The sequence below is a fragment of the Streptococcus parasanguinis genome (assembly GCF_009717775.1).
In the GTDB taxonomy this organism is placed as follows: Bacteria; Bacillota; Bacilli; order Lactobacillales; family Streptococcaceae; genus Streptococcus; species Streptococcus parasanguinis_AG.
Genome location: NZ_WMZF01000003.1, coordinates 13,326 through 37,773 on the forward strand (window position 1 = coordinate 13,326; position 24,448 = coordinate 37,773).

The 24,448-nt window shown below is 45.0% G+C and carries 24 protein-coding genes and 1 pseudogene; 2 read left to right on the forward strand and 23 right to left on the reverse strand.

Annotated elements, in window-relative coordinates; all coding sequences use genetic code 11:
* Window positions 1-78 precede the first annotated feature (78 nt).
* The 7 genes from rplB to tgt all read right to left on the reverse strand — a co-directional run bounded on the left by rplB (window position 79) and on the right by tgt (window position 4,932).
* Window positions 79-912 (reverse strand): 50S ribosomal protein L2, encoded by an 834-nt coding sequence (gene rplB, locus GMC92_RS06120; protein WP_000512900.1) that lies wholly within the window; start codon window positions 910-912, stop codon window positions 79-81.
* Between the two features lie 17 nt (window positions 913-929).
* A complete protein-coding gene (locus tag GMC92_RS06125; RefSeq protein ID WP_003009593.1) occupies window positions 930-1,226 on the reverse strand; it encodes a 50S ribosomal protein L23 in 297 nt (98 codons plus the stop codon).
* Entirely contained in the window at window positions 1,226-1,849 is a 624-nt protein-coding gene (rplD, locus tag GMC92_RS06130) for a 50S ribosomal protein L4 (RefSeq protein ID WP_003009591.1), read from the reverse strand. Before rplD ends, GMC92_RS06125 begins: the two co-directional genes overlap by 1 nt.
* A 24-nt stretch (window positions 1,850-1,873) precedes the next feature.
* Window positions 1,874-2,500 (reverse strand): 50S ribosomal protein L3, encoded by a 627-nt coding sequence (gene rplC / locus GMC92_RS06135; protein ID WP_003010846.1) that lies wholly within the window; start codon window positions 2,498-2,500, stop codon window positions 1,874-1,876.
* Between the two features lie 81 nt (window positions 2,501-2,581).
* A complete protein-coding gene (gene rpsJ, locus GMC92_RS06140) occupies window positions 2,582-2,890 on the reverse strand; it encodes a 30S ribosomal protein S10 (protein ID WP_003009585.1) in 309 nt (102 codons plus the stop codon).
* 277 nt (window positions 2,891-3,167) lie between these two features.
* Window positions 3,168-3,788 (reverse strand): uridine kinase family protein, encoded by a 621-nt coding sequence (locus tag GMC92_RS06145; protein ID WP_155199986.1) that lies wholly within the window; start codon window positions 3,786-3,788, stop codon window positions 3,168-3,170.
* Between the two features lies 1 nt (window position 3,789).
* A complete protein-coding gene (tgt, locus tag GMC92_RS06150) occupies window positions 3,790-4,932 on the reverse strand; it encodes a tRNA guanosine(34) transglycosylase Tgt (RefSeq protein WP_155199987.1) in 1,143 nt (380 codons plus the stop codon).
* A gap of 150 nt (window positions 4,933-5,082) precedes the next feature.
* On the opposite strand from tgt, the gene GMC92_RS06155 reads away from it, so the two are divergent.
* Window positions 5,083-5,952, forward strand: coding sequence for a DUF975 family protein (locus GMC92_RS06155; protein ID WP_155199988.1), 870 nt, complete (start codon window positions 5,083-5,085; stop codon window positions 5,950-5,952).
* A gap of 58 nt (window positions 5,953-6,010) precedes the next feature.
* Here GMC92_RS06155 and GMC92_RS06160 read toward each other — a convergent pair whose 3' ends face one another.
* From GMC92_RS06160 to hisS, 16 genes and pseudogenes are all read right to left on the reverse strand, one after another.
* A complete protein-coding gene (locus GMC92_RS06160) occupies window positions 6,011-6,463 on the reverse strand; it encodes a CoA-binding protein (protein ID WP_021154247.1) in 453 nt (150 codons plus the stop codon).
* A 135-nt stretch (window positions 6,464-6,598) separates the two neighbouring features.
* The gene (gene polA, locus GMC92_RS06165; RefSeq protein WP_155199989.1) at window positions 6,599-9,244 is read right to left on the reverse strand and encodes a DNA polymerase I; all 2,646 of its coding nucleotides are present in this window, start codon (window positions 9,242-9,244) and stop codon (window positions 6,599-6,601) included.
* A 257-nt stretch (window positions 9,245-9,501) separates the two neighbouring features.
* On the reverse strand, window positions 9,502-10,965 hold the full coding sequence (locus GMC92_RS06170; protein ID WP_155199990.1) for an alpha-L-fucosidase: 1,464 nt from the start codon (window positions 10,963-10,965) through the stop codon (window positions 9,502-9,504).
* A 141-nt stretch (window positions 10,966-11,106) separates the two neighbouring features.
* Window positions 11,107-11,883, reverse strand: a complete 777-nt coding sequence (trpA, locus tag GMC92_RS06175; RefSeq protein ID WP_155199991.1) for a tryptophan synthase subunit alpha — start codon at window positions 11,881-11,883, stop codon at window positions 11,107-11,109.
* A 1-nt stretch (window position 11,884) separates the two neighbouring features.
* Window positions 11,885-13,090 (reverse strand): tryptophan synthase subunit beta, encoded by a 1,206-nt coding sequence (trpB, locus tag GMC92_RS06180; protein WP_155199992.1) that lies wholly within the window; start codon window positions 13,088-13,090, stop codon window positions 11,885-11,887.
* Window positions 13,080-13,667: a phosphoribosylanthranilate isomerase gene (locus tag GMC92_RS06185; protein WP_070594343.1), complete on the reverse strand. Its 588-nt coding sequence runs from the start codon at window positions 13,665-13,667 to the stop codon at window positions 13,080-13,082. Before GMC92_RS06185 ends, trpB begins: the two co-directional genes overlap by 11 nt.
* Entirely contained in the window at window positions 13,654-14,421 is a 768-nt protein-coding gene (gene trpC, locus GMC92_RS06190) for an indole-3-glycerol phosphate synthase TrpC (RefSeq protein ID WP_155199993.1), read from the reverse strand. The genes GMC92_RS06185 and trpC overlap by 14 nt, the downstream gene beginning before the upstream one ends.
* Window positions 14,418-15,422 carry an anthranilate phosphoribosyltransferase gene (gene trpD / locus GMC92_RS10850; protein ID WP_241672893.1) on the reverse strand — a complete coding sequence of 335 codons (1,005 nt, stop codon included), beginning with the start codon at window positions 15,420-15,422 and terminating at the stop codon, window positions 14,418-14,420. The genes trpC and trpD overlap by 4 nt, the downstream gene beginning before the upstream one ends.
* Before the next feature lie 9 nt (window positions 15,423-15,431).
* Window positions 15,432-15,992: pseudogene (locus GMC92_RS10855) on the reverse strand (aminodeoxychorismate/anthranilate synthase component II); the annotation flags it as partial.
* The gene (trpE, locus tag GMC92_RS06200) at window positions 15,989-17,347 is read right to left on the reverse strand and encodes an anthranilate synthase component I (protein ID WP_155199995.1); all 1,359 of its coding nucleotides are present in this window, start codon (window positions 17,345-17,347) and stop codon (window positions 15,989-15,991) included. The gene trpE and the pseudogene GMC92_RS10855, both read right to left, overlap by 4 nt.
* Window positions 17,348-17,850: 503 nt before the next feature.
* Entirely contained in the window at window positions 17,851-18,213 is a 363-nt protein-coding gene (locus GMC92_RS06205) for a DUF1304 domain-containing protein (protein WP_155199996.1), read from the reverse strand.
* A 15-nt stretch (window positions 18,214-18,228) separates the two neighbouring features.
* Window positions 18,229-18,657, reverse strand: coding sequence for a MarR family winged helix-turn-helix transcriptional regulator (locus GMC92_RS06210; protein WP_023920160.1), 429 nt, complete (start codon window positions 18,655-18,657; stop codon window positions 18,229-18,231).
* A gap of 268 nt (window positions 18,658-18,925) precedes the next feature.
* Window positions 18,926-19,555 carry an HAD-IA family hydrolase gene (locus tag GMC92_RS06215; protein WP_155199997.1) on the reverse strand — a complete coding sequence of 210 codons (630 nt, stop codon included), beginning with the start codon at window positions 19,553-19,555 and terminating at the stop codon, window positions 18,926-18,928.
* Window positions 19,552-20,832, reverse strand: coding sequence for an MATE family efflux transporter (locus GMC92_RS06220; protein ID WP_155199998.1), 1,281 nt, complete (start codon window positions 20,830-20,832; stop codon window positions 19,552-19,554). The genes GMC92_RS06215 and GMC92_RS06220 overlap by 4 nt, the downstream gene beginning before the upstream one ends.
* Window positions 20,833-20,882: 50 nt before the next feature.
* Window positions 20,883-22,367, reverse strand: a complete 1,485-nt coding sequence (gene thrC, locus GMC92_RS06225) for a threonine synthase (RefSeq protein ID WP_155199999.1) — start codon at window positions 22,365-22,367, stop codon at window positions 20,883-20,885.
* A 180-nt stretch (window positions 22,368-22,547) separates the two neighbouring features.
* A complete protein-coding gene (gene hisS, locus GMC92_RS06230; RefSeq protein WP_155200000.1) occupies window positions 22,548-23,831 on the reverse strand; it encodes a histidine--tRNA ligase in 1,284 nt (427 codons plus the stop codon).
* A gap of 170 nt (window positions 23,832-24,001) precedes the next feature.
* Between hisS and GMC92_RS06235 the strand changes: the two genes are divergently transcribed.
* Window positions 24,002-24,343 carry a metal-sulfur cluster assembly factor gene (locus GMC92_RS06235; protein ID WP_049472501.1) on the forward strand — a complete coding sequence of 114 codons (342 nt, stop codon included), beginning with the start codon at window positions 24,002-24,004 and terminating at the stop codon, window positions 24,341-24,343.
* Window positions 24,344-24,448: the final 105 nt, after the last annotated feature.

Below are 24,448 nucleotides of genomic sequence, written 5' to 3' on the forward strand. Positions count from 1 at the left end.
AAAATTTAGTACCACAGCGGCTTGCGCTGCTATGCAGCGCTACCGAGCTGGCGGAAAGTGTAAGCTAGTTGCTTATGATTATTTTTGGTTGCGACGACGAACGATAAGTTTGTCAGATTTCGCTTTCTTGTTACGAGTTTTAAGACCAAGCGCAGGTTTACCCCAAGGAGTAGATGGCGCTTTACGTCCAACTGGTGCTTTACCTTCACCACCACCGTGTGGGTGATCATTCGGGTTCATTACAGAACCACGAACTGTAGGGCGAACACCTTTCCAGCGGTTACGTCCCGCTTTACCAAGGTTTACAAGTCCATGTTGTTCGTTTCCGACAACACCAACTGTAGCACGGCAAGTTCCAAGAATCATACGAACTTCGCCTGATTGAAGACGAACAAGTACATATTTACCTTCAGAACCCAATACTTGAGCAGAAGCTCCAGCAGCACGTACCAATTCTCCACCTTTACCAGGTTTCAATTCGATGTTGTGGATCAAAGTACCAACTGGGATGTTAGCAAGTGGAAGAGCGTTTCCGACTTTGATATCTGCTTCTGGTCCTGATACGATGCGTTGACCTACTTCAAGACCTTTAGGGGCGATGATGTAAGCTTTTACACCGTCAGTGTAGTGTACAAGCGCGATGTTAGCTGAGCGGTTTGGATCGTATTCGATCGTTTTAACGACTGCTTCAACTCCATCTTTGTTACGTTTGAAATCGATCAAACGGTAATGACGTTTGTGTCCACCACCTTGGTGACGAACAGTGATACGACCGTTGTTGTTACGACCTGCTTTGTTTTTAAGAGAAACAAGCAAAGTTTTCTCAGGTGTGTTTGTTGTGATTTCAGCGAAATCCAAAGAAGTCATATTACGGCGACCGTTTGTTGTTGGTTTATAAACACGAATTCCCACGATATTTCCTCCTTAGATTATTCAGCTTCAGTAGCAAACAACTCGATTGCTTTAGAATCAGCTGCAAGCGTGATGATAGCTTTTTTAGTTTTTGAAGTAAAACCAGTGTAACGTCCAACGCGTTTTGCTTTAGGTTTTACGTTTACAGTGTTCACATTCGCAACTTTTACACCTTCAAAGGCAGCTTCAACAGCTTGTTTGATCAAAAGTTTGTGAGCGCGAGTGTCAACTTCGAATACATATTTGCCTGCTTCAAGTTGAGCCATTGACTTTTCAGTGATAACAGGTTTTTTGATAACATCATACAAATTCATTATGCAAGAACCTCCTCGATTTTAGAGATAGCTGCTTGAGTAACAAGAAGTTTGTCACTATTTGCGATGTCAAGAACACTTGCAGTTGTAGCAGTCGCAACTTTCACGTTTGGAAGGTTACGAGCTGAAAGAGCTGCGAATTCATTTCCTTCTTCAAGAATAACAAGGACTTTAGAATCGATGCTCAAAGCTGCAAGAACTTTTGCAAATTCAGCAGTTTTTGGAGCTGTAAATTCAAGAGAATCAACGGCTACAAATTTGTTTTCAGCAACTTTTTCTGAGTAAACAGATTTAAGTGCAAGGCGACGAACTTTTTGAGGAAGTTTGTACGCATAGCTACGTGGAGTTGGTCCGAAGACGATTCCACCACCACGCCATTGTGGAGAGCGGATAGAACCTTGACGCGCACGTCCAGTTCCTTTTTGACGCCATGGTTTGCGTCCGCCACCTGAAACGGCTGAACGGTTTTTAACTGCGTGAGTTCCTTGACGAAGGCTAGCACGTTGGCTGATGATCACATCAAATACAACTGCTTGGTTTGGTTCGATACCAAAGATCGCATCGTTAAGAACAACTTCGCCCGCTTGTTTACCAGTTTGGTCGAATAATGTTACATTTGCCATTTTGACTGTATTCCCCTTTCCTTATTATTTACCAGCTTTAACTGCTGACTTGATAGTGATAAGAGATTTCTTAGCACCTGGTACGTTACCTTTGATAAGGATAACGTTCTTTTCTGGAACAACTTGTACAACTTCAAGGTTTTGAATCGTTACACGATCGCCACCCATACGTCCTGCAAGGTTTTTACCTTTGAATACGCGGTTAGGTGCAACAGGTCCCATAGAACCTGGACGACGGTGGTAACGAGAACCGTGAGCCATAGGTCCACGTGATTGTCCGTGGCGTTTGATAACACCTTGGAAACCTTTACCTTTAGAAGTACCAGTTACATCAACAATGTCTCCAGCTTCGAAAGTGTCAACTGTGATTTCAGCACCAACTTCCAAGCCTTCAACGTTTTTGAATTCACGAATGAAGCGCTTAGGAGCCGTGTTAGCTTTTGCTACATGTCCTTTAGCAGGTTTGTTGCTCAATACTTCGCGTTTGTCATCGAAACCAACTTGGATAGCGTTGTAACCATCTGTTTCAACAGTTTTAACTTGAAGAACAACGTTTGGAGTTGCTTCGATAACTGTTACAGGGATCAATTCGCCAGCTTCAGTGAAGATTTGAGTCATTCCCACTTTTTTCCCTAAGATTCCTTTTGTCATGAGAAAATAGTTCCTTTTCTATAGTTTTTTATTCAAAAAGTTTTTAACGAGCGTTTTTTATGCTCTTGATCAAGCTTTAGATTAAAGTTTGATTTCTACGTTTACACCACTTGGAAGATCCAATTTCATCAAAGCGTCAACTGTTTTTTGAGTTGGGTTGATGATGTCGATCAAACGTTTGTGTGTACGCATTTCGAATTGTTCGCGAGAATCTTTGTATTTGTGAGTCGCACGAATGATTGTGTAGAGGCTACGCTCAGTTGGAAGTGGGATTGGACCCGCAACTTGTGCACCTGTACGAGTAGCTGATTCTACGATTTTTGCAGCCGCTGTGTCGAGTGTACGGTGTTCGTACGCTTTCAAACGGATGCGGATTTTTTTGTTTGCCATCTTTTTCTCCTTTTCGTCTATTTAAGATAATAGGCTAGCTCCACAAGAAAACCGACGCGCGTTGCGTGGCAATGCAACCGAGCGTGTCGCAACCTCTTGCATCAAAGCTAATAGCTGTTTTTCACAGCACCATAGTAGTTTAACACAAACAAAGGCCCAATGCAAGGGATTTGAGAAGATTTTTTTCGTTTTTTTGATGAAAGTGTTTTCGAAAGAAATTGAGTGCTAAAAAAGTTGCTATTATATAGAAAAAAGTTCTACTTTTCAGTAGAACTTTCTATTCTTTTTCAATACAAAATTGATCTTGTGATGTATTGACCAGGATATTTGCTTCACCTTCCATCGGTTGATAATACTGATGGTATTGTTCTCGTCTGATTTGGTGAGTTCGATAGATGAAGTCAATTTCTCGATTTCGTTGGGCAACGTCTCTGCTTAATCGTCTTTCTAGCTCCGTATGATCATCTGTGTAAAAACAAATGGTTTGATCAAACAAATACTTGGGTAAAAAAGCTACTGACATCCCTTCTACGATGAGAATGGGCTTGCTTCCAGATAATATATGGCTTGGAGACCATGGCTGATCAATCGTCCGTATATCCATCCCTGCTTGAAGGGCTCGGATATCTCTTTCTAAACTTGCCAATTCATGGGCACTCGACAGACACGCGGTTACCTTTTGGTCCGGTAAGTCTTTTGGCACAACCAATCCTCTTGGACTTCCAATAACATAGGGATCTGTCTCTAAAAGGTTAACTTTTGTGGGGTCCAATCGCTCACAGAGCACTTTTGTAAAGGTTGTTTTTCCTGAACCACCATGACCATAGATCCCAAGGGTCTGTAATTCTTTTGCCTGGATCTTTTTTACCAAGGAGTCTAATAGTCTTTCGCGATCCATCCTAGAAATTCCGTCCTGATTTGTTATAGCCATATTTCTCGACGAAATGCTCACGGAATTCTAAGAGATTGTCATCCATGATGGCTTGACGGACCTGCTTCATGAGGTTGATCAAGAAATACAAGTTGTGGTAGCTGGTCAAGCGAATGCCGAAGGTCTCATCTGCCTTGAGGAGGTGGCGAAGATAAGCTCGGGTGTAATTTTTACAAGTGTAGCAATCACATTCGGGATCCAGCGGTGTAAAGTCTTCTGCAAATTGCGCATTTTTCACTACCAGGCTTCCTTGGCTAGTCATACAGGTACCATTTCGCGCAATCCGCGTCGGCAAGACACAGTCAAACATGTCCACTCCACGAATAACGCCATCAATCAGACTGTCTGGAGCTCCTACTCCCATGAGATAGCGCGGCTTGTTCTCTGGTAAGAGCGGAGTTGTGAAATCCAGCACCGCATTCATCTCTTCATGGCTTTCCCCAACAGCTAAGCCACCGATGGAATAGCCTGGAAAGTCCATGCCGACCAAATCTTGAGCAGACTGACGGCGTAAGTCTTCAAATCCAGCCCCTTGGACAATCCCGAAAAGACCTTGATCATGAGGGCGACGGTGAGCCTTTAGGCCACGTTCTGCCCAACGACTGGTCCGTTCGATTGATTTCTTCACATAATCATAGGGCTGATAGAACTGAGGGCATTCATCAAAGGACATCATGATGTCGCTTCCTAGATTGTTTTGGATGGAGATGGCCTTTTCTGGAGAGAGGAACATCTTCGAGCCGTTGAGGTGGTTTTTAAAGGTTACCCCTTCTTCGGTGATATTTCGGGTATCCGCTAGTGAATAGACCTGGAAGCCTCCACTATCTGTCAAAATTGGCTGATCCCAGTTCATGAACTGGTGCAGTCCTCCTGCTTTTGCGACTAGATCATCCCCGGGACGAAGCCAGAGATGGTAGGTGTTGGCCAAGATAATTCCGGAGCCCATTTCCTTGAGTTCTTCTGGCGATTGGGTCTTAACGGTTGCCTGAGTCCCTACAGGCATAAACATTGGGGTCGGGAAGGTCCCGTGAGGGGTGATAATTTCTCCCAGACGAGCACCTGTATGCTTTTCTTTTTTGATTAATCGATATTGAATCGGTGAATCTGTCATGGTTACCTCCGTACTGGGAAAAACAGTCCCAGCCTTCTTATTCCTGTCACAGTTTTCCTGTGAGCACCTGTACGATTGTACCAAATTTTACCGGCTCTGTCACGGACTTATGTTATAATAAAAAGTACTACTATGAAGAGAGTGTCATCTATGAACCTTAAACTGATTCGCCTCCGGGCACGCACCATGCAAGTCCAGCAACCGGGCTTAGCTATCCTTTTTGCTCTTCCGGTCCTGTTGACCATTCTTGCTAACTTTCTCTTAAGTGGGCAAGATCTGGTCGATCTACTACCGGATATGACCTTGCAGCAAGCAAGTATCTACATGATCCAGCGGCAGCTCTTTCCTTCTGTCGTCTCCTTTGTCATCTCTATTTTAGTGATCGGTGCAACTTTTAGCTATTTAGATACGATCAATCCCAAGATCGAACACCGAACACGTGTCTTAGATATCTTTAAACAAGATCGCTTTACCTCTGTATTTGCCACCTTGATCTTGAAGCAAGCCGTCCTCTTTTTATGGGGACTCATCCTCTATGTGGGGAGTCTCATCAGCACCTACGCCAGCATTCGATTTTTGGCGATCTACGATAAGGTGAGCAACCCGAGCACTTTGAGTGCTTCCAGTCCTGAATTCCAATCTCTCATGCAACAAATGCCTCTGATGACTGCTGGTGTCATACTTGGCCTGATTGGCCTCATCTTTTACCTGCCACAATACTACAGTCTCAGTCTGGTCGAATTGATCCTCTACGAGCAATTACGAGACGGCGACTACAAGGGAGCCTTTGGAGTCCTTCGCCAAAGTCGTGAAACCATGAAAGGGTTCCGCAGCAATCGCCTAGTGCTCGACCTAACCTTGATTGGTTGGTACTTCTTGAATTACTTCACGCGCGATGTCATCGGCTTTTATACCATGCCTTACTTTATCAACTGCCAAATTGCCTTTTATGATCAAATCAAGCAGATTAAACAAGGGCCTCGCCATTTTACAGGCCATCCAAGCCATGAAACTGAATAAGAGTAAGGAGAAAACCCCAGCAAGCTGGGGTTTTCTTCTATGATCAATTGTTTATCATTTATAAACCGTATAGGGAGTCTCCTAAGATCAGTCGGGTGTGTTCCCGTTTGATACAGCGGTTCATGACGATATCTTCTCGTCCAGCTCCACGAAGGATTTCTTCTGCTTCTTGATTTTCCAGCTCCAATTGTGCCCAGAAAATTTTCGCATCCGTCTCAATAAAATCACGTGCCACATCTGGTAAAAACTCACTGCGACGATATACATCGACGATATCTACTGGGAAAGGGATCTCCTGCAAGCTAGCGTACACCGTTTCTCCAAGGATCTGGCCACCAGCTGCGCGGGGGTTGACAGGAATAATCCGATAGCCCCGCTCTTGCATCTCCTTACTGACACGATGACTGGTCGTATCTTCACGATCAGATAATCCAACTACAGCGATGATCTTGCTGGTTTCTAGGTAATGTTTGATAATACCATCACTAGGATTGCGAAATGAATAGGCCATATGAATCTCCTTTTTGTATGCGTTTCCTTTCTTTAAATAGTATAACAATACGGAAGGCATTGCAAGTGTTTGTCGTTAAAAACGGTAGGAAACTGAAAAGTCTCCTACCGCTTTCTGTTTTAAACAAACTCAATCTTATTTGGCTTCATACCATGTTTTGCCTTCATTCTCATCAGCTTCCAGTGGAACTGCAAGTTCGATAGCGGATTCCATAGTCTCTTTGACGAGTTCTTTGATCGCTGCCAGTTCATCACTTGGTACTTGCAGAACGATTTCATCGTGCACCTGAAGAAGCATCTTGGTCTTGTATGCTCCTCTTTCTAGCGCTTGGTCCAAGTGGATCATGGCAATTTTCAAGATATCTGCTGCAGATCCTTGGATGGGTGAGTTGATAGCCGTCCGCTCCGCAAAGCCTCGAACATTGAAGTTGCGAGAATTGATATCTGGAATCTCCCGACGGCGCTTGAAGAGGGTTTCTACATAGCCTTTGTCACGCGCTTCCCGTACCACACTCTCCATATAGTCCTTGATGCCAGGGTAGCGTTCGAAGTAGGTCTCAATGTAGGCCTTGGCTTCTTTTCGACTGATCCCTAGGTTGTTAGACAGTCCAAAGTCGGAAATTCCATAAACCACACCGAAGTTTACCGCTTTTGCATTGCGCCGGTCATTCGGCGTCACATCTTCTGGTTTTTCAATGTTGAAGACGCGCATAGCAGTCGATGTATGGATATCTGCCCCATGCTTAAAGGCATCAATCAAATGCTCATCTCCCGAAATATGGGCCAAGACGCGCAGTTCGATCTGTGAATAGTCCGAACTCAACAAGACACTATTTTCCTCTTCTGGGACAAAGGCTTTACGAATAAGACGACCTTGCTCCAAACGGACAGGAATGTTTTGCAGGTTGGGATCCACGCTGGACAAGCGGCCTGTCTGCGTCAAATCCTGTACATAGCGGGTATGGATCTTCCCATCTTCCAAAATCCAATCTTGAAGACCGATGACATAGGTCGACTGGATCTTAGCAATTTGGCGGTATTCAAGAATCTTAGACACGATCGGTGCAATTGGAGCCAGGCGTTCCAAGACATCAACAGCTGTTGAATAGCCTGTTTTGGTCTTCTTGGTGTATTCAAGAGGGAGTTCCAATTTTTCAAAGAGGATGACGCCCAATTGTTTTGGAGAATTGATGTTGAACTCTTCTCCTGCAAGCTCGTAGATTTCTTGGGTCAAGCGCTCCAAGACCACTTCGTTTTCCACCTGCATGTCTTCTAGGGTCTGACGCTCTACCTTGATCCCCGCGATTTCCATCTTGGCCAAAACAGCTGCTAGCGGTTGCTCCATATCATAGAGCAAATCTAGTTGGTCATGGGCTTGCAACTGCTCCATCATAGGCTCTTCCGTGTCTAGTAAAACAGCGACTTTCCGTGCCAAATGCTCTAATAGGACCGCCTTTTCTGGGATAGCTTTTTTGGCTCCCTTGCCATAAACGACTTCATCCAGCGGCAGCGCAATCTGACTATAGAGACTCGCAATGGTTGAAATCTCATTGTCCTCTACGGTCGACAAGAGATACTTGGCCAATCGACTGTCAAACGCGGGATTTTGAAGGGTAATGCCCAAGTGGCTGAGCAAGACCTTGGCCCGCTTGAAGTCATAGACCTTGAGGGGCGTTTTTTCGAGAAATTCTTTGAAAATCGGTGTTTGTAAAAGACCAGTATCTGTACTCGCGTAGAGCTGACCTTTGGTCCCCCATGCGAAACCGATGATGGATTCCGTATGGTAATTGTCCCCAAAAATCTCAAAATGGAAGAAACTATCTTCCGTGAGCATATCTGAAGCGACTTGCTCGACTTCTGTATAGTCAATGGCTACAGGAGCCGCTTCTTCTCCACTAAGATCCAAGGCCTGACGGAGTTGCTTGAAGCCCATCTCCTCATAAAACTTGGCAAGATTTTCTAGATGAGGACCCGAATAAGTGATATCGTCCAGCCCAATTTCAATAGGCGCATTGGTATCGATGGTTGCGAGAGTCTTAGACAGATAGGCCTGCTCCTTGTCGTTGATGAGGTTTTCCTTCATCTTAGAAGCCTTCATCTCGTCGATATGCTCGTAAATGCCATCGAGAGAACCGTACTCTAGGAGTAGTTTGATCCCGGTCTTTTCTCCGATCTTAGTAACACCTGGGATATTATCCGATTTATCTCCCATCAAGGCCTTGAGGTCGATAAACTGCTCGGGTGTCAGTCCCATCTTTTCTTTGAGATAGGCTGGAGTGAATTCTTCAAACTCTGCTACCCCTTTTTTGGAGATTTCAACCACCGTATTGTCATCCGTCAGTTGGATCAAATCCTTGTCCCCAGAGACAATGGTCACATCAAATGGCACCGAGGTAGTTTCTGCCATCTTATCCAGCGTTCCAATAATATCATCCGCTTCATACTGGGCCAGCTCATAATGGCGGATTCCCAAATGATCCAGTTGCTCACGAATGAAAGGAAACTGCTCGCGGAACTCATCTGGAGTTTTTGCACGGCCCCCTTTGTAGTCGGCATACATCTCCGTCCGAAAAGTCGTCTTTCCTGCATCAAAAGCAACGAGGACATGGGTCGGTTGGATGCGCTCCAATAGATGGCTCAACATGAGGTTAAAGCCATAAACCGCATTGGTATGCAAACCATTGGCATTTTTGAAGCGATCAATTTGATTATAGAGTGCGAAAAAGGCACGAAAAGCGACGGAAGACCCGTCGATGAGTAGTAATTTATTCTTTTTTTCCATAGGCCTATTATACCACGAATCACAAGGTCTCTGGTACATAAAAACTCTACCCTTTCGGGTAGAGACTTCTTTAGGAGTTCCTTATGAAAAATGAAGAGAAGTGTTTATTCGCCGTAACAAGAACCTTGTTGTGGCAATTTCTTAAAGCGTTTTGGATAATTAACTGAGATTTTCATTTTCTGTACCTCATTTCTTATTGGATGAGTACAGTATACTAGAGAAACCTAAACGATTCCTTATAGAAAGCTTCAAGAAAACTAAAAGCTGAGGCGCAAAACACGCGGTTGTTTTTTGCTGCAAGCTGGTAACTGAAGATGAAGCCCTGTCTCATCTTGGCTCCAAGAAAGAAGCTGACTTTCTCCAAGGAGCTCTACCTTTTGAATGCGCGCATGAAGAATTCTCGGTTGCTTGAGATCATAGGCGAGAGACGGCAAGGTCAGCTCTTCTGTCCTTCCACTTGGTTCCAGCTGGATGGCATAAAGAAAGCCATCACGCATGGTATAGCGGAAATCTTGGCTGGTATAGAGTGGCGCTTCTCCATCTGAGAAGGAACCTTCTTGGGCCTCGGTCGGTCCGTCTGATGACACCCGCCAAGGCCGACTCTGATAAATGGCTTCTCCATTTACCGCCAGCCAGTTCCCGATCTCTGTGAGGATGTCTTGGTCTTGCTCAGGAATAGTGCCATCTGCCTTGGGTCCAATATTGAGCAGAAGATTGCCATTTTTTGCCACAACATCAACTAAATTTTGTAGCAATTCCTTACTGGTCTTGTAGGCTAGATCCTGGGTATAGCACCAAGAATTACGGGCGATCGCGGTATCCATTTGCCACGGAAAGGCTTGCGTCTCTCCGTATCCTCCCCGCTCCATCTCAACGATTCCTGAACCGAAAGGGAGGGCATCCTGTTTGTAACAAACAGCCACCTTGCGATCCTCTTGTGCTGCTAGATTGTAATAATAAGCCAAAAAGCGCATCAAGTAGGGACGGAAACTCTCATGCTGGATCCACCAGTCAAAATATAGGAGCTCTGGTTGGTAGTCCCGCACCAGTTCACAGGTTCGCAACAGCCAATCTTCCAAGAATTCTTTGCTTGGATAAGGCTTGGAAGTCAGATCAAAATGATCCTTGGGCTCTGGCTCCGCTGGCCAATAAAGACTGTCTCTTGGGACTTCCTGCGAAATGTCACTGACGAATTCCTTGCCATGTGAAAAGAAAAACTGGTGCTCTGCCCGGTGAGAAGACGTACAGAAGTGCAGGCCACGTTTTTCTGCTTCCTCCCTCAACTCCCCTAAGACATCTCGTTTCGGCCCCATTTCTAAGCTATTATAAGGCGAGAGAGTAGAGGCATACATCTGAAAACCATCGTGGTGCTCCGCAACTGGGAAAAGATACTGAGCTCCCGCTTTTTGAAAGAGATCTAGCCAAGATGCCGGATCAAATTGATCGGCTGTAAAAAGAGGAATGAGATCCTTGTAGCCAAAGCCGGCCTGGTCTCCAAAATGCTCTCGATGATAGTCACAACAAGGATTCCCTTGGATATACATATTTCGCGAATACCATTCTGAACCAAAGGCAGGTACACTGTAGACGCCCCAGTGGATAAACATTCCAAATTTGGCATCCCGATACCAATCTGGACAGACTTGATGGCTAAGAGAGTCCCAGGTTGGTTCAAAAGGACCCGATTGGATGACTTGATCAATCTCTTCAAGGCTTATCATTCTCTTCTCCTCTTTTCTTGTTACTACCTCTATTGTAACGAGAAAGCCTCGTTTGTAAAGACAAACAAGGGGAATGTTTAAAATAGTAGACAAAGAGCTTGATCTAGGAGAATCAAGCTGATGATGAATGGAATGAACCTTCTAGGCCTTCACTGCTTGAGAAATGAAACGAGCGATGGCATCTGTCTCCCCTTGGTGGAGAGCCTTAACGATTTTGGACCCCACAATAACTCCATCTGAGACCCTGTTGAAACGGTGAACATCCTCCATGCTGGAAACTCCAAAACCTGTTAAAACAGGAATGGACGCTATTTCGTGTAATTGGGCCAAGTGGTGATCCAAATCATCTCGATAGCTACCAGCTTTCCCCGTCACCCCATTGACAGCAACGGCATAGATAAATCCTTCTGCATCATGGATTAATTTCTTCTGGCGCTCGATTCCTGTGGTTAAGCTCACTAGCGGCACCAAAGCGATGTCTTTATCCACTAAGAGAGGCTCTACCAGATCTGCATGCTCATGAGGAAGATCCGGAATAATCACTCCCTTGACCGCTGTTCCTTCTACATCTCTAAAGAAGTTTTCGAGCCCATATTGGAACAAGGGGTTGAAATAGGTCATGATGACCAAAGGAACACTTGTCTCCAGACGCTGGATCGTTTGCACCAGACCCTCTGTCGTCGTCCCATGGGCTAAACTGCGTAATCCTGCCTCTTCAATCACAGGGCCATCTGCCACCGGATCTGAAAAAGGAATGCCAACTTCAATGGCTGAGACACCAAGCTCCTCCAAAAATTGGATGGTTTCCTGCAAACCTGCTAAGCCTTTTTCATGATCTCCTGCCATAATATAAGGAACAAAGATTCCTTGCTGCTGGTCTTTCAGCTTTTGTAAATGCTCTGTTAAGGTCTTTCCCATCTTACTCTCCTCTCTCTTGTTCTAGGCGGTCTTTGACTTGTACCACATCTTTATCCCCACGACCTGATAAGCAAACGATCATGGATTTTTCAGGCCCCATCTCCTTAGCCAATTTCACCGCATAGGCGATAGCATGGCTCGATTCCAGAGCTGGAATGATTCCTTCTACTTTTGAAAGCAATTGAAAGGCTTCTAGGGCTTCTTGGTCTGTCACAGGCACATAGGTCGCCCGCTTGATGTCATGGAAATAAGAATGCTCCGGCCCAATTCCTGGATAATCGAGACCTGCTGAAATCGAGAAGGCTTCTAAAATCTGTCCATGGGCATCCTGTAACACATCCATCAAGGCACCGTGAAGGACTCCCGGACGTCCTTTGGTCAAGGTTGCTGCATGCTGGTCTGTATCCACTCCAAGCCCAGCAGCTTCTGCCCCATACATGGCAACAGATGTATCTTCAACAAAAGGATAAAAGAGGCCAATGGCGTTCGATCCGCCTCCTACACAGGCTAAAACTGCATTTGGTAATGCACCATCATTTTGCTCTGCAAATTGGCGTTTGGCTTCTCGGCCAATGACACTTTGAAAATCACGGACAATTTCTGGGAATGGGTGAGGTCCTAGAGCAGAACCCATGATATAGTGGGTATCCTCCACATTTGCTACCCAGGCTCTAAGGGCAGCATTGACCGCATCCTTGAGGACACGTGACCCATCTGTTACTGATTGAACCTTGGCGCCCAATAACTCCATCCGAAAGACATTGAGGGCTTGGCGTTTGACATCTTCTTCCCCCATGTAGATGGTGCATTCCATATCAAATAAAGCAGCAGCCGTTGCCGTTGCAACACCGTGCTGTCCGGCCCCTGTTTCTGCGATGATCTTCTTTTTGCCCATCCGATGTGCCAATAAAACTTGTCCTAGGGCATTATTAATTTTATGAGCCCCTGTGTGGTTGAGGTCTTCTCTTTTAAGAAAGATCTTGGCTCCACCGACATACTTGGTAAGATTTTTAGCATAATAGAGCGGTGTTTCCCGACCGACATATTGTTTCAGAAGCTGATCCAATTCTGCTTGAAAAGAAGGATCTGCTTGACTTTCTCTGTAGGCTTTTTCTAATTCTAAAACTGCTGTCATCAAGGTTTCAGGGACAAATCGTCCCCCGAACCGCCCGTAAAATCCGTTTTTATCTGGTTGTTTATATGCCATGCTTGACCCTTTCTATAAATCGTTTTATCTTTTCTTGATCTTTTTTTCCATTTGTCTCGACCCCACTGGATACATCCACCGCATAAGGATGAAAGAAGCGAATGGCATCTGCTACATTGTCTACCGTCAAGCCTCCTGCAATAAAGAAAGGCTTTGTAACGTTTTGACTTTCGAGCTTTTTCCAGTTAAAAGTCTCTCCACTTCCTGCTACAGGAGCATCAAAGAGCAGATAGTCGGCACTGGTATCAGGAAGTGCTGCATCTTTCCCCACTTGAACAGCGCGAATCGTTTGTTGGGGAAACTCTTGCAAGATGGTATCATCCATCGGTCCATGCACTTGTATCAGGTCCAAGCCCACAACTTGGCAAGCTTTCGCCACTTCTTCTCTTTGTGGTGATACAAAAACACCGACTTTTTGAACCCCCTTTGGAATCCCTGTAGCTAACTGCTGGGCTTGCTCCAGCGTGACTTGCCGTTTGCTTGGTGCAAAGACAAAACCAATGTAATCCGCACCTGCCTCAACAGCCGTCTGGACAGCTTCTGGGGTGGATAATCCGCAAATTTTAACCTTTGTCAATCTGCAACTCCTTTACTTTTTCAGCCACATTGTCTGCCTTCATGAGGGCTGTCCCAACGAGAATGTCATTGAAATAAGGAGCCAGCATGCGCGCGTCTGCTGCTGTAAAAATAGCAGACTCCGAGATGTAAACCGGTTCTTGTTCAAAGCTTGTCGCCAATTCAAGGCTAGTATGAAGATCTGTCTCAAAGGTCACCAAGTTGCGATTATTGACCCCTATGATCTGAGCCCCAATCCGGTGAGCGACCTCTAGTTCTGTCAGATTATGGGTCTCCACCAAGACCTCCAGGCCCAGATGGGTCGCAAACTCATAGAGTTCTTTCAGACGAGCCTCTGGCAAGGCTGCAACAATCAACAAGATCACGGTCGCCCCTGCGTTTCGCGCCCGAATCACTTGCTTTTCATCCACAATAAAATCTTTATTGAGGGTGGGAATGCGCACCTGACTAGATATTTCCCGGAGATACTCGATACTGCCCTTGAAAAACACTTCATCAGTCAAGACAGAAATCATCACGGCCCCATTTTCTTCGTAAGTCTTAGCCTGAGCGACGATATCCATATCGACATGAATATCTCCCAGACTCGGGCTGGCCTTTTTCACTTCCGCAATGACCTGAAGCTTTTCTGGATGACTCTTTAGGTAATCATAAAAGCGGTAGGTCTCACGCAACGGTTGGAGTTCCTCTTCTTTCATCGCAGCCACTTCACGCGCCTTTTCCTTTAGAATCTTTGGCAAGAATTCTTGACTCATTTTTGATACTCCTGTAATAATCTCAATTTCTCAAGGGCAGCCCCACTGGCAATCACTTCACGTGCCAAGGCAATCCCCTCCTTGATAGAATCTACCTTGCCGTTGGCATAAAAACCAAGGCCAGCATTCAAGACCGTCACCTCTAAGAAGGGACTCGCTTCATTCTTCAAGACGCTGATCAAAATTTCCGCATTGCGTTTGGCGTCTCCACCTCGTACTTGATCAATTTCAATGCGCTCCATTCCTATATCTTCTGGTTGAAAGCTGGATAAGGCAACCTGTCCATTTTCCAGAATAGCGAGCTGGGTTGCGCCATCAAGGCCTGCCTCGTCCAAACCTTGTGGACCACTCACCACCACTGCGCGTTTCCGACCCAAATTCTTTAGAATCTCCGCCGTACTTTCCAGCATATCTGGACGACTGGTTCCCAATAGCTGGCTTTCTAGAGGAATCGGATTGATAAGAGGACCGGTTAAGTTCATCACCGTTGGAACCCCTAGTGCCAAGCGAGCGGGCATAATATAGCGCATGCCAGGGTGCAAATTTTTGGCAAATAGGAAGACAATTCCCGCCTTTTCAAACACTCGTCCCAAGTCTTCTGGACCCAAATCAAGGTTAATCCCTAGAGCTTCTAGTACATCCGCAGAACCAGATTTAGAAGAGATCGAACGATTTCCGTGTTTCGCCATCTTGATGCCACCACCAGCAAGGACGAAGGCAGCTGTAGTTGAAATATTGAAACTATAAGAACGATCCCCCCCAGTTCCACAATTGTCCATCGCTCCTTGAACTTCTGTAGGAATAGCGACTGCATAAGCCTGCATCACTTTTGCAATAGCCGTCCGCTCTTCAACCGTTTCTCCCTTCATTTTGAGACCTAGAAGAAGGGCCGTCACCTGTGCTTCTGAAGCACGACCAGCAACGACTTCCTCCATAGCAGCTTCTAACTCTGCACTGGTTAGATCCATTCCTTCCGCTACTTTTGCAAGCACTTGTTTCATCTTCCGCTCCTTGACTAGTTTGACAAAATTTTCGATGGTCTTGAGCCCATCTGGCGTTCCGATACTTTCTGGATGGTATTGAAAACCATAAATCGGTAAGCTGCGGTGTTGAATTCCCATAATGGCTTGATCATCCGTCGTCCGAGAGGTAATGATAAAATCCTCTGGCATGGCTTCAATCGTCAGCGAATGGTAGCGCATGACTGGGACTTCTTTTGCGACACCCGCGTATAGAGGAGAGGGAGCTTCTAGCTGGATCTGGCTTTGTTTGCCATGCATGACCTGTGGTGCCAATCCCAAGCGCCCTCCAAAAACTTCTGCAATCGCTTGATGCCCCAAGCAAATCCCCAAGATTGGTTTGACTCCCGCGAAATCTCGGATCATCTCCTCCATCTCACCCGCATCCTTTGGCCAACCTGGACCTGGAGAAAAGACCAAGGCATCTGCTTCTTGGGCAACCTGGTACAAATCCGGATCATCATTTCGAAGCACCTGGACCTCATCAAATTTCCCGATATACTGCGCTAAATTGTAGGTAAATGAATCGTAATTATCGACTAATAAAATCATCCTTCTTCTCCAATCCTTGTCATCGATTTTGCCTTATTGACGGTTTCTTGGTATTCATTTTCAGCGATCGAATCATAAACGATTCCTGCTCCAGCCTGCACATAAGCCTTCTTATTTTTGAGGATCATGGTTCGAATCGCAATAGCAAAATCGAGATCCCCCGTCACAGAGAGATAGCCAATAGCACCTGCATAGACGCCTCGTTTTTCTTTTTCTGCTTCATAGATTCGCTTCATGGCTCGAATCTTGGGAGCACCCGAAACGGTCCCAGCTGGAAGAGTTGCCTTCAGAGCCTCAATGGAGGCTAGTCCAGGAAGTAATTGCCCCTTGACCACACTCGTCAGGTGCATGACATAACGGAAGAATTCCACTTCCATATATTTGGTCACTTCAACTGACCCATTTTGAGCAATACGACCAATATCGTTTCGCCCTAGATCCACCAACATCCGGTGCTCTGCGACTTCTTTTGGATCCCCTGCCAAATCAGCTGCCAATTTCCGATCAGTCTCTTCATCGAGCCCTCTGGGACGCGTGCCCGCAATGGGATTAGTTGTCACCACTCGGTCCTTGACCGACACCAGACTTTCTGGACTAGCACCGATAATTTGGTACTCCCCAAAATCATAAAAGTAGAGATAATTCGAAGGGTTGGTCACGCGCAAATTGCGGTAATAATCTAGCGGTTTTCCTGAAAAATCAGCTGAAAAACGTTGACTGAGCACGCATTGGAACATATCTCCTTTTCGAATATAGTCCCGCGCTAGGGTCACCATTTCCTCAAACTCTTTTTGCTCCAAATGATTGTGGAAATGAATCACATGCAGGTCCTTGTCCTGAAACTCTTCTTTTGCAGGTCTTGCCAATTGTGCTAATACATGCTCCAAGCTCGACGTTTGCTCTGCTTCACTCCGTCCACTATAGAGGTTCTCTTCCACCACATAGACCTTTTCCTTTTTGTGATCAAAAATTACATAGCTTTCATATAAGAAAAAGTGAAGATCTGGTGTGCCAATCGTATCTTCAGGAATGGAACCAATGTTCTCATAGAGGCCAATCAAGTCATAGCCGACAAATCCAATCGCCCCACCGTTAAAAGGAAGCTCTTCAGAAGTTTTCGTTTTGACCGTGATGCGATTCAAAAAGTCCAAAGGATCCTCTTCAACAATTTGATCATTGTAATAGAGGACGCCATTTTCAAACTTGACTTCACTGACTGGCCGATAGGCTACAATTGAAAAACGCGCATTCTCTTTTTCACGAGGGATCGACTCCAAGATCATTTTATGGGGCGCATCCAAACGCATATAAGCCAAAATTGGACTCAACACATCAGCAGATAAAACTTTTTTCATATCAGAAACCTCTCTTCTAGAACTCTTTTTCTAATGAATCGTAACGTCGCTTGCTAAGGCGAGCAAGGGTATCCCATCGCTCTATTTTCGCTTTGGGATCAATGTGCCTAAGCTCGCTTCGCTTGCTAAGGCACATAGAAAAGCCCTCACACAAAAACTGTGTGAGGGCGTAGTGTCCGCGGTGCCACCTCTTTTATAGGGAAAAATAGCCGGTCTTTCCCTACATCTCTATCTCCTCTATCAAGGAGTTGCACGGTAAGGGGTGCCAACCGAATTCACATGGGTTAGAATTCATTGATCATAACAGTCCAATTTTCATCAGTCGCTATTGCTTGTTCACAATTCCCACAAGCTCCCTGGAAATAGCTGACTCATTACTTTTCTGTTGCTACCATTATAACCCTTTTTCTTAGAAAGTCAATAAAAATTTTAGTCTTTTTTTATACTTTTTTCTACACTAATTTAATAAAATCAGCTCAAAGAGCCCTAGCGGAACGTCTTTTTTATCCCAACAATAGGATACTCAACAAAGCCAAAATTGCAGGACCACCTTGGGTCAAGATAATTTTTTTATTGGCTGTCATCGCACCGTAGGTCGCAGCTCCAATAATAAAAAGCACAAAAATCGTAACAACTTCACTATTTTTAGAGACAAACAATCCATACAAGAGGAAGGCACCAATCAAGGCATTGTAGATTCCTTGATTCTTAAATAAAGAGGTCACAGATGGGCGAGCGAGTTCTTCTTTATCCATGTTGAAAACCCGACTTGTGGTATCAGATGTGGTTCTGATGCTCTCCAAATAAAAAATATACAAATGCTCCAGTGCAGCAAGACTTGCTAAAATAATCGTCAGTAATGACATCGTAGATTCTCCTTTTTATTCAACTGTTATTTGTTCAATGCCAGATACTAATTTGTCCAGCAGGTAAGAAAATTGCTCTTGTTCTTGAGCAGTCAAAATCCGACTCATCTGTTCTTTCACCGCTACATGATAGCGAGGGGGATGTTTGACCAAACGATTATAGGCCGTATCCGTCAAATGAATTAAGATTTCCCGCTGATTCTTTGGATTTCGACTCCGATGGACAAATCCTTCCTTTTCTAATATTTTGAAATGTCGGGTTAAAGCCGCTGGATCAATCTGCAAGCGCTCCTGAACCGCGATCTGATTGCAAGGCGCTTGTTCTAACAAATCCTGCAAGATTTGGTAACGTGTTAAGCTAATCCCTAGGCGCTTTTCAAATAACTGTGTAGTTGATTGATCTGCCAAGCGTAGTTGGTAGAGCAAATCATTTATTTCTGCCATGTCCCTTCCTCTATTCATTTTTGATAAATCAATAATTGACTAATCAATTATAAAACATTTCATATCCTCTGGCAAGAAAAAGAGCTTGCACTATTCTTTCACACAAAAAAAGCCGCCTGATTTGGCGACTCTTAGGGAGATTATTATGAAAAAGAAAAGTTTTAGGATTTTTCTAAACAAAGTTAGGAGGTCTTTGTTTATGCTTCTATTATAGCGGACATTTCTTAAAGAAAGCTTACGACTTTATTTCAAAATGAAAACAAATTCTTTACAGATTCTTTTCAGCGTTTAAAATAGCTGGGATATCTAGTAAGGTGTTCATCTGATGATTGCCTTGATAGTCAGACGTCAAGAAATTGATACTCTGAATCTGGCTATTTCTTGCAAAGTCAATATCCAGGCTCCGATCCCCAATATAGTAGGTATTTTCTGGCTCCAACCCGTACTTCTCCATCAGATACATGGCAGCTTCTGGGTCAGGCTTGCGGGCAAAACCACTTTGACTGGTCAAAATCTCTGTAAAAAAAGATTCCAAACCCAAGTCCCGCAGGATGACAAAGGCATTCTCTCCCTTATGGGTATAGACAAACTGCTCAATTCCAGCTTCTTGTCCCCAGGACAGGACATCACGCGCCCCATCCATCAGAAGGACCTGGGCATTTTTCTCTGCTAGACTTTCTGCTCGTCGATGATTCAAGTCAGTCACATCCAGATGATACTCCTCCGCCACGGCTACTAAAAGATCTTGAACCGAATGCTTCAAGATGTAGTCTTTAATGCTAGCTCGGTCAAAGGGAAGCTGATAAGTTGCATAGGTCTCCTCAAGACCTGCCAGAATAGCATCATAGGAATCCAGCAAAGTTCCGTCCAAATCCCAAATAAAGGCTTGTTTTGTCATTTTTTCTTCTCTCCTACTTTTCGTCTATATAGCTGACTCAAAAATAGCCAACGAAAGCCATTGTCGAGCAGCGTCCCCGTCCAGACCCCTGGAAGGCCAAAGCCAAGGGTTACTCCAAGCAGATAACCGGCTCCAATTCGAATGACCCACATGCCAATCGTCGTTGCATAAAATGGAAGTTTCCCATTTCCCAAGCCTTGCCAAACAGCTGTATAGATGACCGTTCCTGCTGTAAACGGCGTTCCTAACAAAGAAAAGAGGACAACCGAAAGGCTAGCTTCGACTGCTTTTGTATCTTGTGTGTAGAGATGGGTCAGAAGGGTGCCCCCAAAAAAGATTCCCAAGGCAATGGGTAACATTAACACGAAGGACAACCAGTAAGACTGCTTTCGAAGGCGGGCAATCTGCTCAAGATCACCTTCACCCAGGCTCCGTGCCACGAGCATAACCGTCGCTGTGGCCACTCCAAATACAGGCATGTAGTTGAACTGGGTCAAGGTCTCTCCGATGGCATTTCCTGCGACTGCCTCGGTCCCAAAAGCAACCACGATCGCAATGATTACCACATCTCCAGCCCGCATCATCAGCCGCTCTCCGGCTGCTGGAAGTGCTAAGTTCAAGAGCTTACGATCCAATCCCCAACCAAGGGGGGCAAAGGGTAGCTGGACCTTTTGCCACAAGAGGATGACGCCCACCAGACGGGCCAGCACAGTCCCCAAAGCCGCTCCGACAATTCCCCAACCAAAAAGGAAAATGGCCACAGAGGAGAATAGAGCGTTTAATAGATTGGTCAACAGGCTCACATACATAGGAAGACGTGGATTGTTGGCCACCCGAACCAAGGAGCCCAAGGTCGTCATCAACCCTAAGAGAACAATGGTCCCGCCGACCAAGGAAAGATAAATCCCCCCGCTTTCGGCTACTGCAGCTTCAGTCCCCAACAGCGAAATCATCTGGCGTCCAAATAACAGCGATGCCCCTCCTAAGAGAGCACTCAACAATAAGGTCACCTTCAGTGACTCTGTCGCATGGTAGGCAATGTTGGCTTGATTTTTTTCACCCAAGCTTTTGGACATGACACTGGCAACTGCCGCACCCAGTGCCAAAAAGATGGCTTGATAGATCGTGATGATATTCCCTGCGACGGAAACACCTGAAATGGCAATCAAGCCCAGGTGAGCCACTAAATAAGAATCCACCATGCCCATCAGCATTTGTAAGAAATTTTCACCCATGGCAGGAAGGGCGATATTTAAGATTTTTTTGTATGAATTCATGAGTATATAAAAGAGCCAAACGGCTCTTTTGATCTTTCTAATACAGAGAATTAAAGTCCCAAGTAGTCTTCTACGGCTGCTTGCATGTCTTTGGCTGCCACGCTTGTACGATGGCGAACCGGTGCAGTTTCAAGGCCGTCTACAGCCGGTGGTACAGGAACACCTGAAAGTGTGTGTAATTTAGCCAAGGCTTCGAAATCGCCTAGACCTGTCTCGCCTGTTACCGCTTCTACCGCTACAACTGGGAATTTATAAGGACTTGCTGTAGAGGCAATGACTGTTTTAGCAGTATCCCCTGTTTGGCTCCGGTATTTTTGATAAACGGCTGATGCTACGGCTGTATGAGGGTCTTCGATGTAATCAGACGCTTCATAGACCCGCTTGATCTCTGCAGCAGTTTCTGCTTCATCTGCGTATGCAGCCGCAAACAAATCTAAGATGTCTGCATCAAAGTTGGACAATTGGTACTGACCTGTTGCAACGAGGCTTTCCATCAACTCTTTGGTCTTTGTGGCATCATTGCCTACCAAATGGAAAATCAAGCGTTCTAAGTTTGAAGAGACCAAAATATCCATCGATGGACTGGTGGTCACCTTGAACTCACGTTTCTTATCATAGACATGTGTTTTGAAGAAGTCTGTCAAGACATTGTTTTCATTTGACGCACAGATCAATTTTCCAACTGGAAGACCGATTTGTTTGGCATAGAAAGCTGCCAAGATATTTCCAAAGTTTCCTGTTGGGACGGTGAAATTGACTTTTTCTCCCGCTGTTATTTGGCCTGTCTTGACCAATTGAGCATAGGCGTATACGTAATAGACAACCTGAGGCACCAAACGACCAATGTTCATAGAGTTGGCTGATGAGAATTGCATCTTGTTGGCTGCTAATTTTTCACGGAGCGCCACATCATTGAACATGTGTTTGACATTGGTTTGGGCATCGTCAAAGTTTCCATCGATGGCGATGACATGGGTATTGTCTCCAGTCTGAGTCGTCATTTGCAATTCTTGCACCTTGCTGACCCCGTCTTTTGGATAAAAGACAATGATCTCTGTTCCTGGAACATCGGCAAAACCTGCCATAGCAGCTTTTCCTGTATCTCCAGAAGTCGCCGTCAAGATGACAATTTTATTTTCCAAACCGTACTTTTTAGCTGCTGTTGTCATAAAGTAAGGCAAGATCGACAAAGCCATATCTTTAAAGGCAATAGTGGAGCCGTGGAAGAGCTCCAAGTTGTATTGACCATCGAGTTTGACAAGCGGAGCAATAGCTGGGGTATCAAACTTGCTGTCATAAGCATGAGAAATACAGTAGTCCAACTCTTCTGCTGTAAAGTCGTCCAAAAAGGCTGACAAAACAAGCTTGGCCACTTCTTGGTAAGAAGCGTCTTTGAGGGTATCAAAATCCAGCTCTACTTGAGGATAAGAGACTGGAGTAAACAAACCGCCATCTGTCGCCAATCCTTGAAGGATGGCTTGACTAGCTGTTACAGTATTTTTTTCATCTCGTGTTGATTGATAAACTAATGTCATGACTGATTCATTCCTTTACTAGTAGTCTTCTCATTATATCATAAATGTCAGAAAATTTAACGGCTTTTCGCCAAATCTTGGCAAAGGTCGGCAAACAGAAGCTAGATAAAAGAGAGCAGGCGCAACGATTTTGCTCCTACTCCCATGCGAATCTGTTTTTCAGGTGTCTGCAAGACTTGATCAAGCTAATCCCAACTCTGCTAAAACAGATGGGAAGTCTTTCTTCAATTTTTCAAGAGCTACCGTTACTTCTTGACGAGTTTGGTTATTTTTCACAGTAACTTGACCGCTCTCAACTTCACTACTTCCTAAGGTAATCAAGGCTTTGGCCGCAAAGACATCTGCTGACTTAAATTGCGCCTTGAGCTTGCGTCCAAGGTAATCACGTTCTACCTTGAAACCTTGGATTCGAAGGGCTTGAACCAAGCTAAGCGCTGCTTCATTGACCTCATCTCCTAGGACAGCGATATAGGCATCTAGGCCTGTTTCGATCGGTAATTCAATGCCTTTCTTTTCAAGAACGAGAAGGATCCGTTCCACACCGATACCAAATCCAAAACCAGCTGTCGCAGGGCCACCGAAGTATTCAACCAAACCATCATAGCGACCACCCGCACAGACTGTCAATTCATTGCCTTCAATTTCTGTAATGAACTCAAAAATCGTGTGGTTGTAGTAATCCAAGCCACGCACCATATTGGTATCGATGACATAGGCCACCCCTAAGTCTTCTAACATCCGACGAACTGCATCAAAATGCGCCTGGCTTTCTTCATCAAGATAGTCTAGGATGGAAGGAGCCTGTTCAACCGCGGCCTTGTCTTCTTTTTCTTTTGAATCCAAGACACGAAGCGGATTTTCTTCTAAGCGACGTTGGCTGTCCTTAGACAATTGATCCTTCATTGGCAAGAGGTAATCAATCAAGGCTTGACGATAAGCCTGACGACTAGCAGGGCTTCCCAAGGTGTTCAAGTGCAAGGTCACATTGTCAATTCCTAATTCTTTCAGGAATTGCGCTGCCATGGCAATAGTTTCGACATCCGTTGCAGGATTGCTCGATCCAAAGCATTCTACCCCAATTTGGTGGAATTGACGCAAACGACCTGCTTGAGGACGTTCGTAGCGGAACATTGGGCCTATGTAATAGAACTTACTTGGTTTTTGTACCTCAGGCGCAAAGAGTTTATTTTCTACATACGAGCGGACAACAGGAGCTGTTCCTTCTGGACGAAGCGTGATATGACGGTCTCCCTTATCATAGAAGTCATACATTTCTTTGGTAACGATATCCGTCGTATCCCCTACTGAACGGCTGATGACTTCATAATGTTCGAAGATCGGTGTGCGGATTTCATCATAATTGTATCGCGCAAAGACCTTGCGTGCAAAGCCTTCTACATATTGCCATTTCGCTGAATCGCCAGGAAGGATATCCTGGGTCCCTTTTGGTTTTTGTAATTTCATAGCCTTCATCCTTTGTCTTACTTTTGCCTCTATTTTACCACAAATTCGAAGAGAAATGGAGACTGGACCGAATTTCCTTCGTTCGACACGTTCAAAAACTCTTTCTCTTCTTGCCTTATCAGCCGAATTATGAGAAAATGGAAGCCATACTACACTGAAAGGATCTTGCGATGAGAGAGGATATCAAAATCAATGACCGCGCCCTGGCACTAGAGAAGTCGTTAATCGAAAAATTGGAGCTTGTATTTGATACCGATGTTGAGTTAGATGTCTATAACCTAGGACTGATCTACGAGATCCATCTAGATGAAGCCGGCACTTGCAAGGTGGTTATGACCTTTACCGATACGGCTTGTAGCTGTGCTGAGAGCCTTCCGATCGAAATCGTTTCGCGCCTCAAGGAAATCGATGGGATCGAAGATGTCAAGGTTGAAGTGACTTGGTCACCCGCTTGGAAAATTACACGAATCAGCCGATACGGGCGCATCGCCCTTGGTCTTCCACCACGATAACAATCATTACCATTTAATAAACGCAGTCAACTAATAAAGGAAGGCCTCTTTGGAAATCGATCCATAATAAAAAAACGAGGAACAAACTCTGCCATCAGAGTTTGT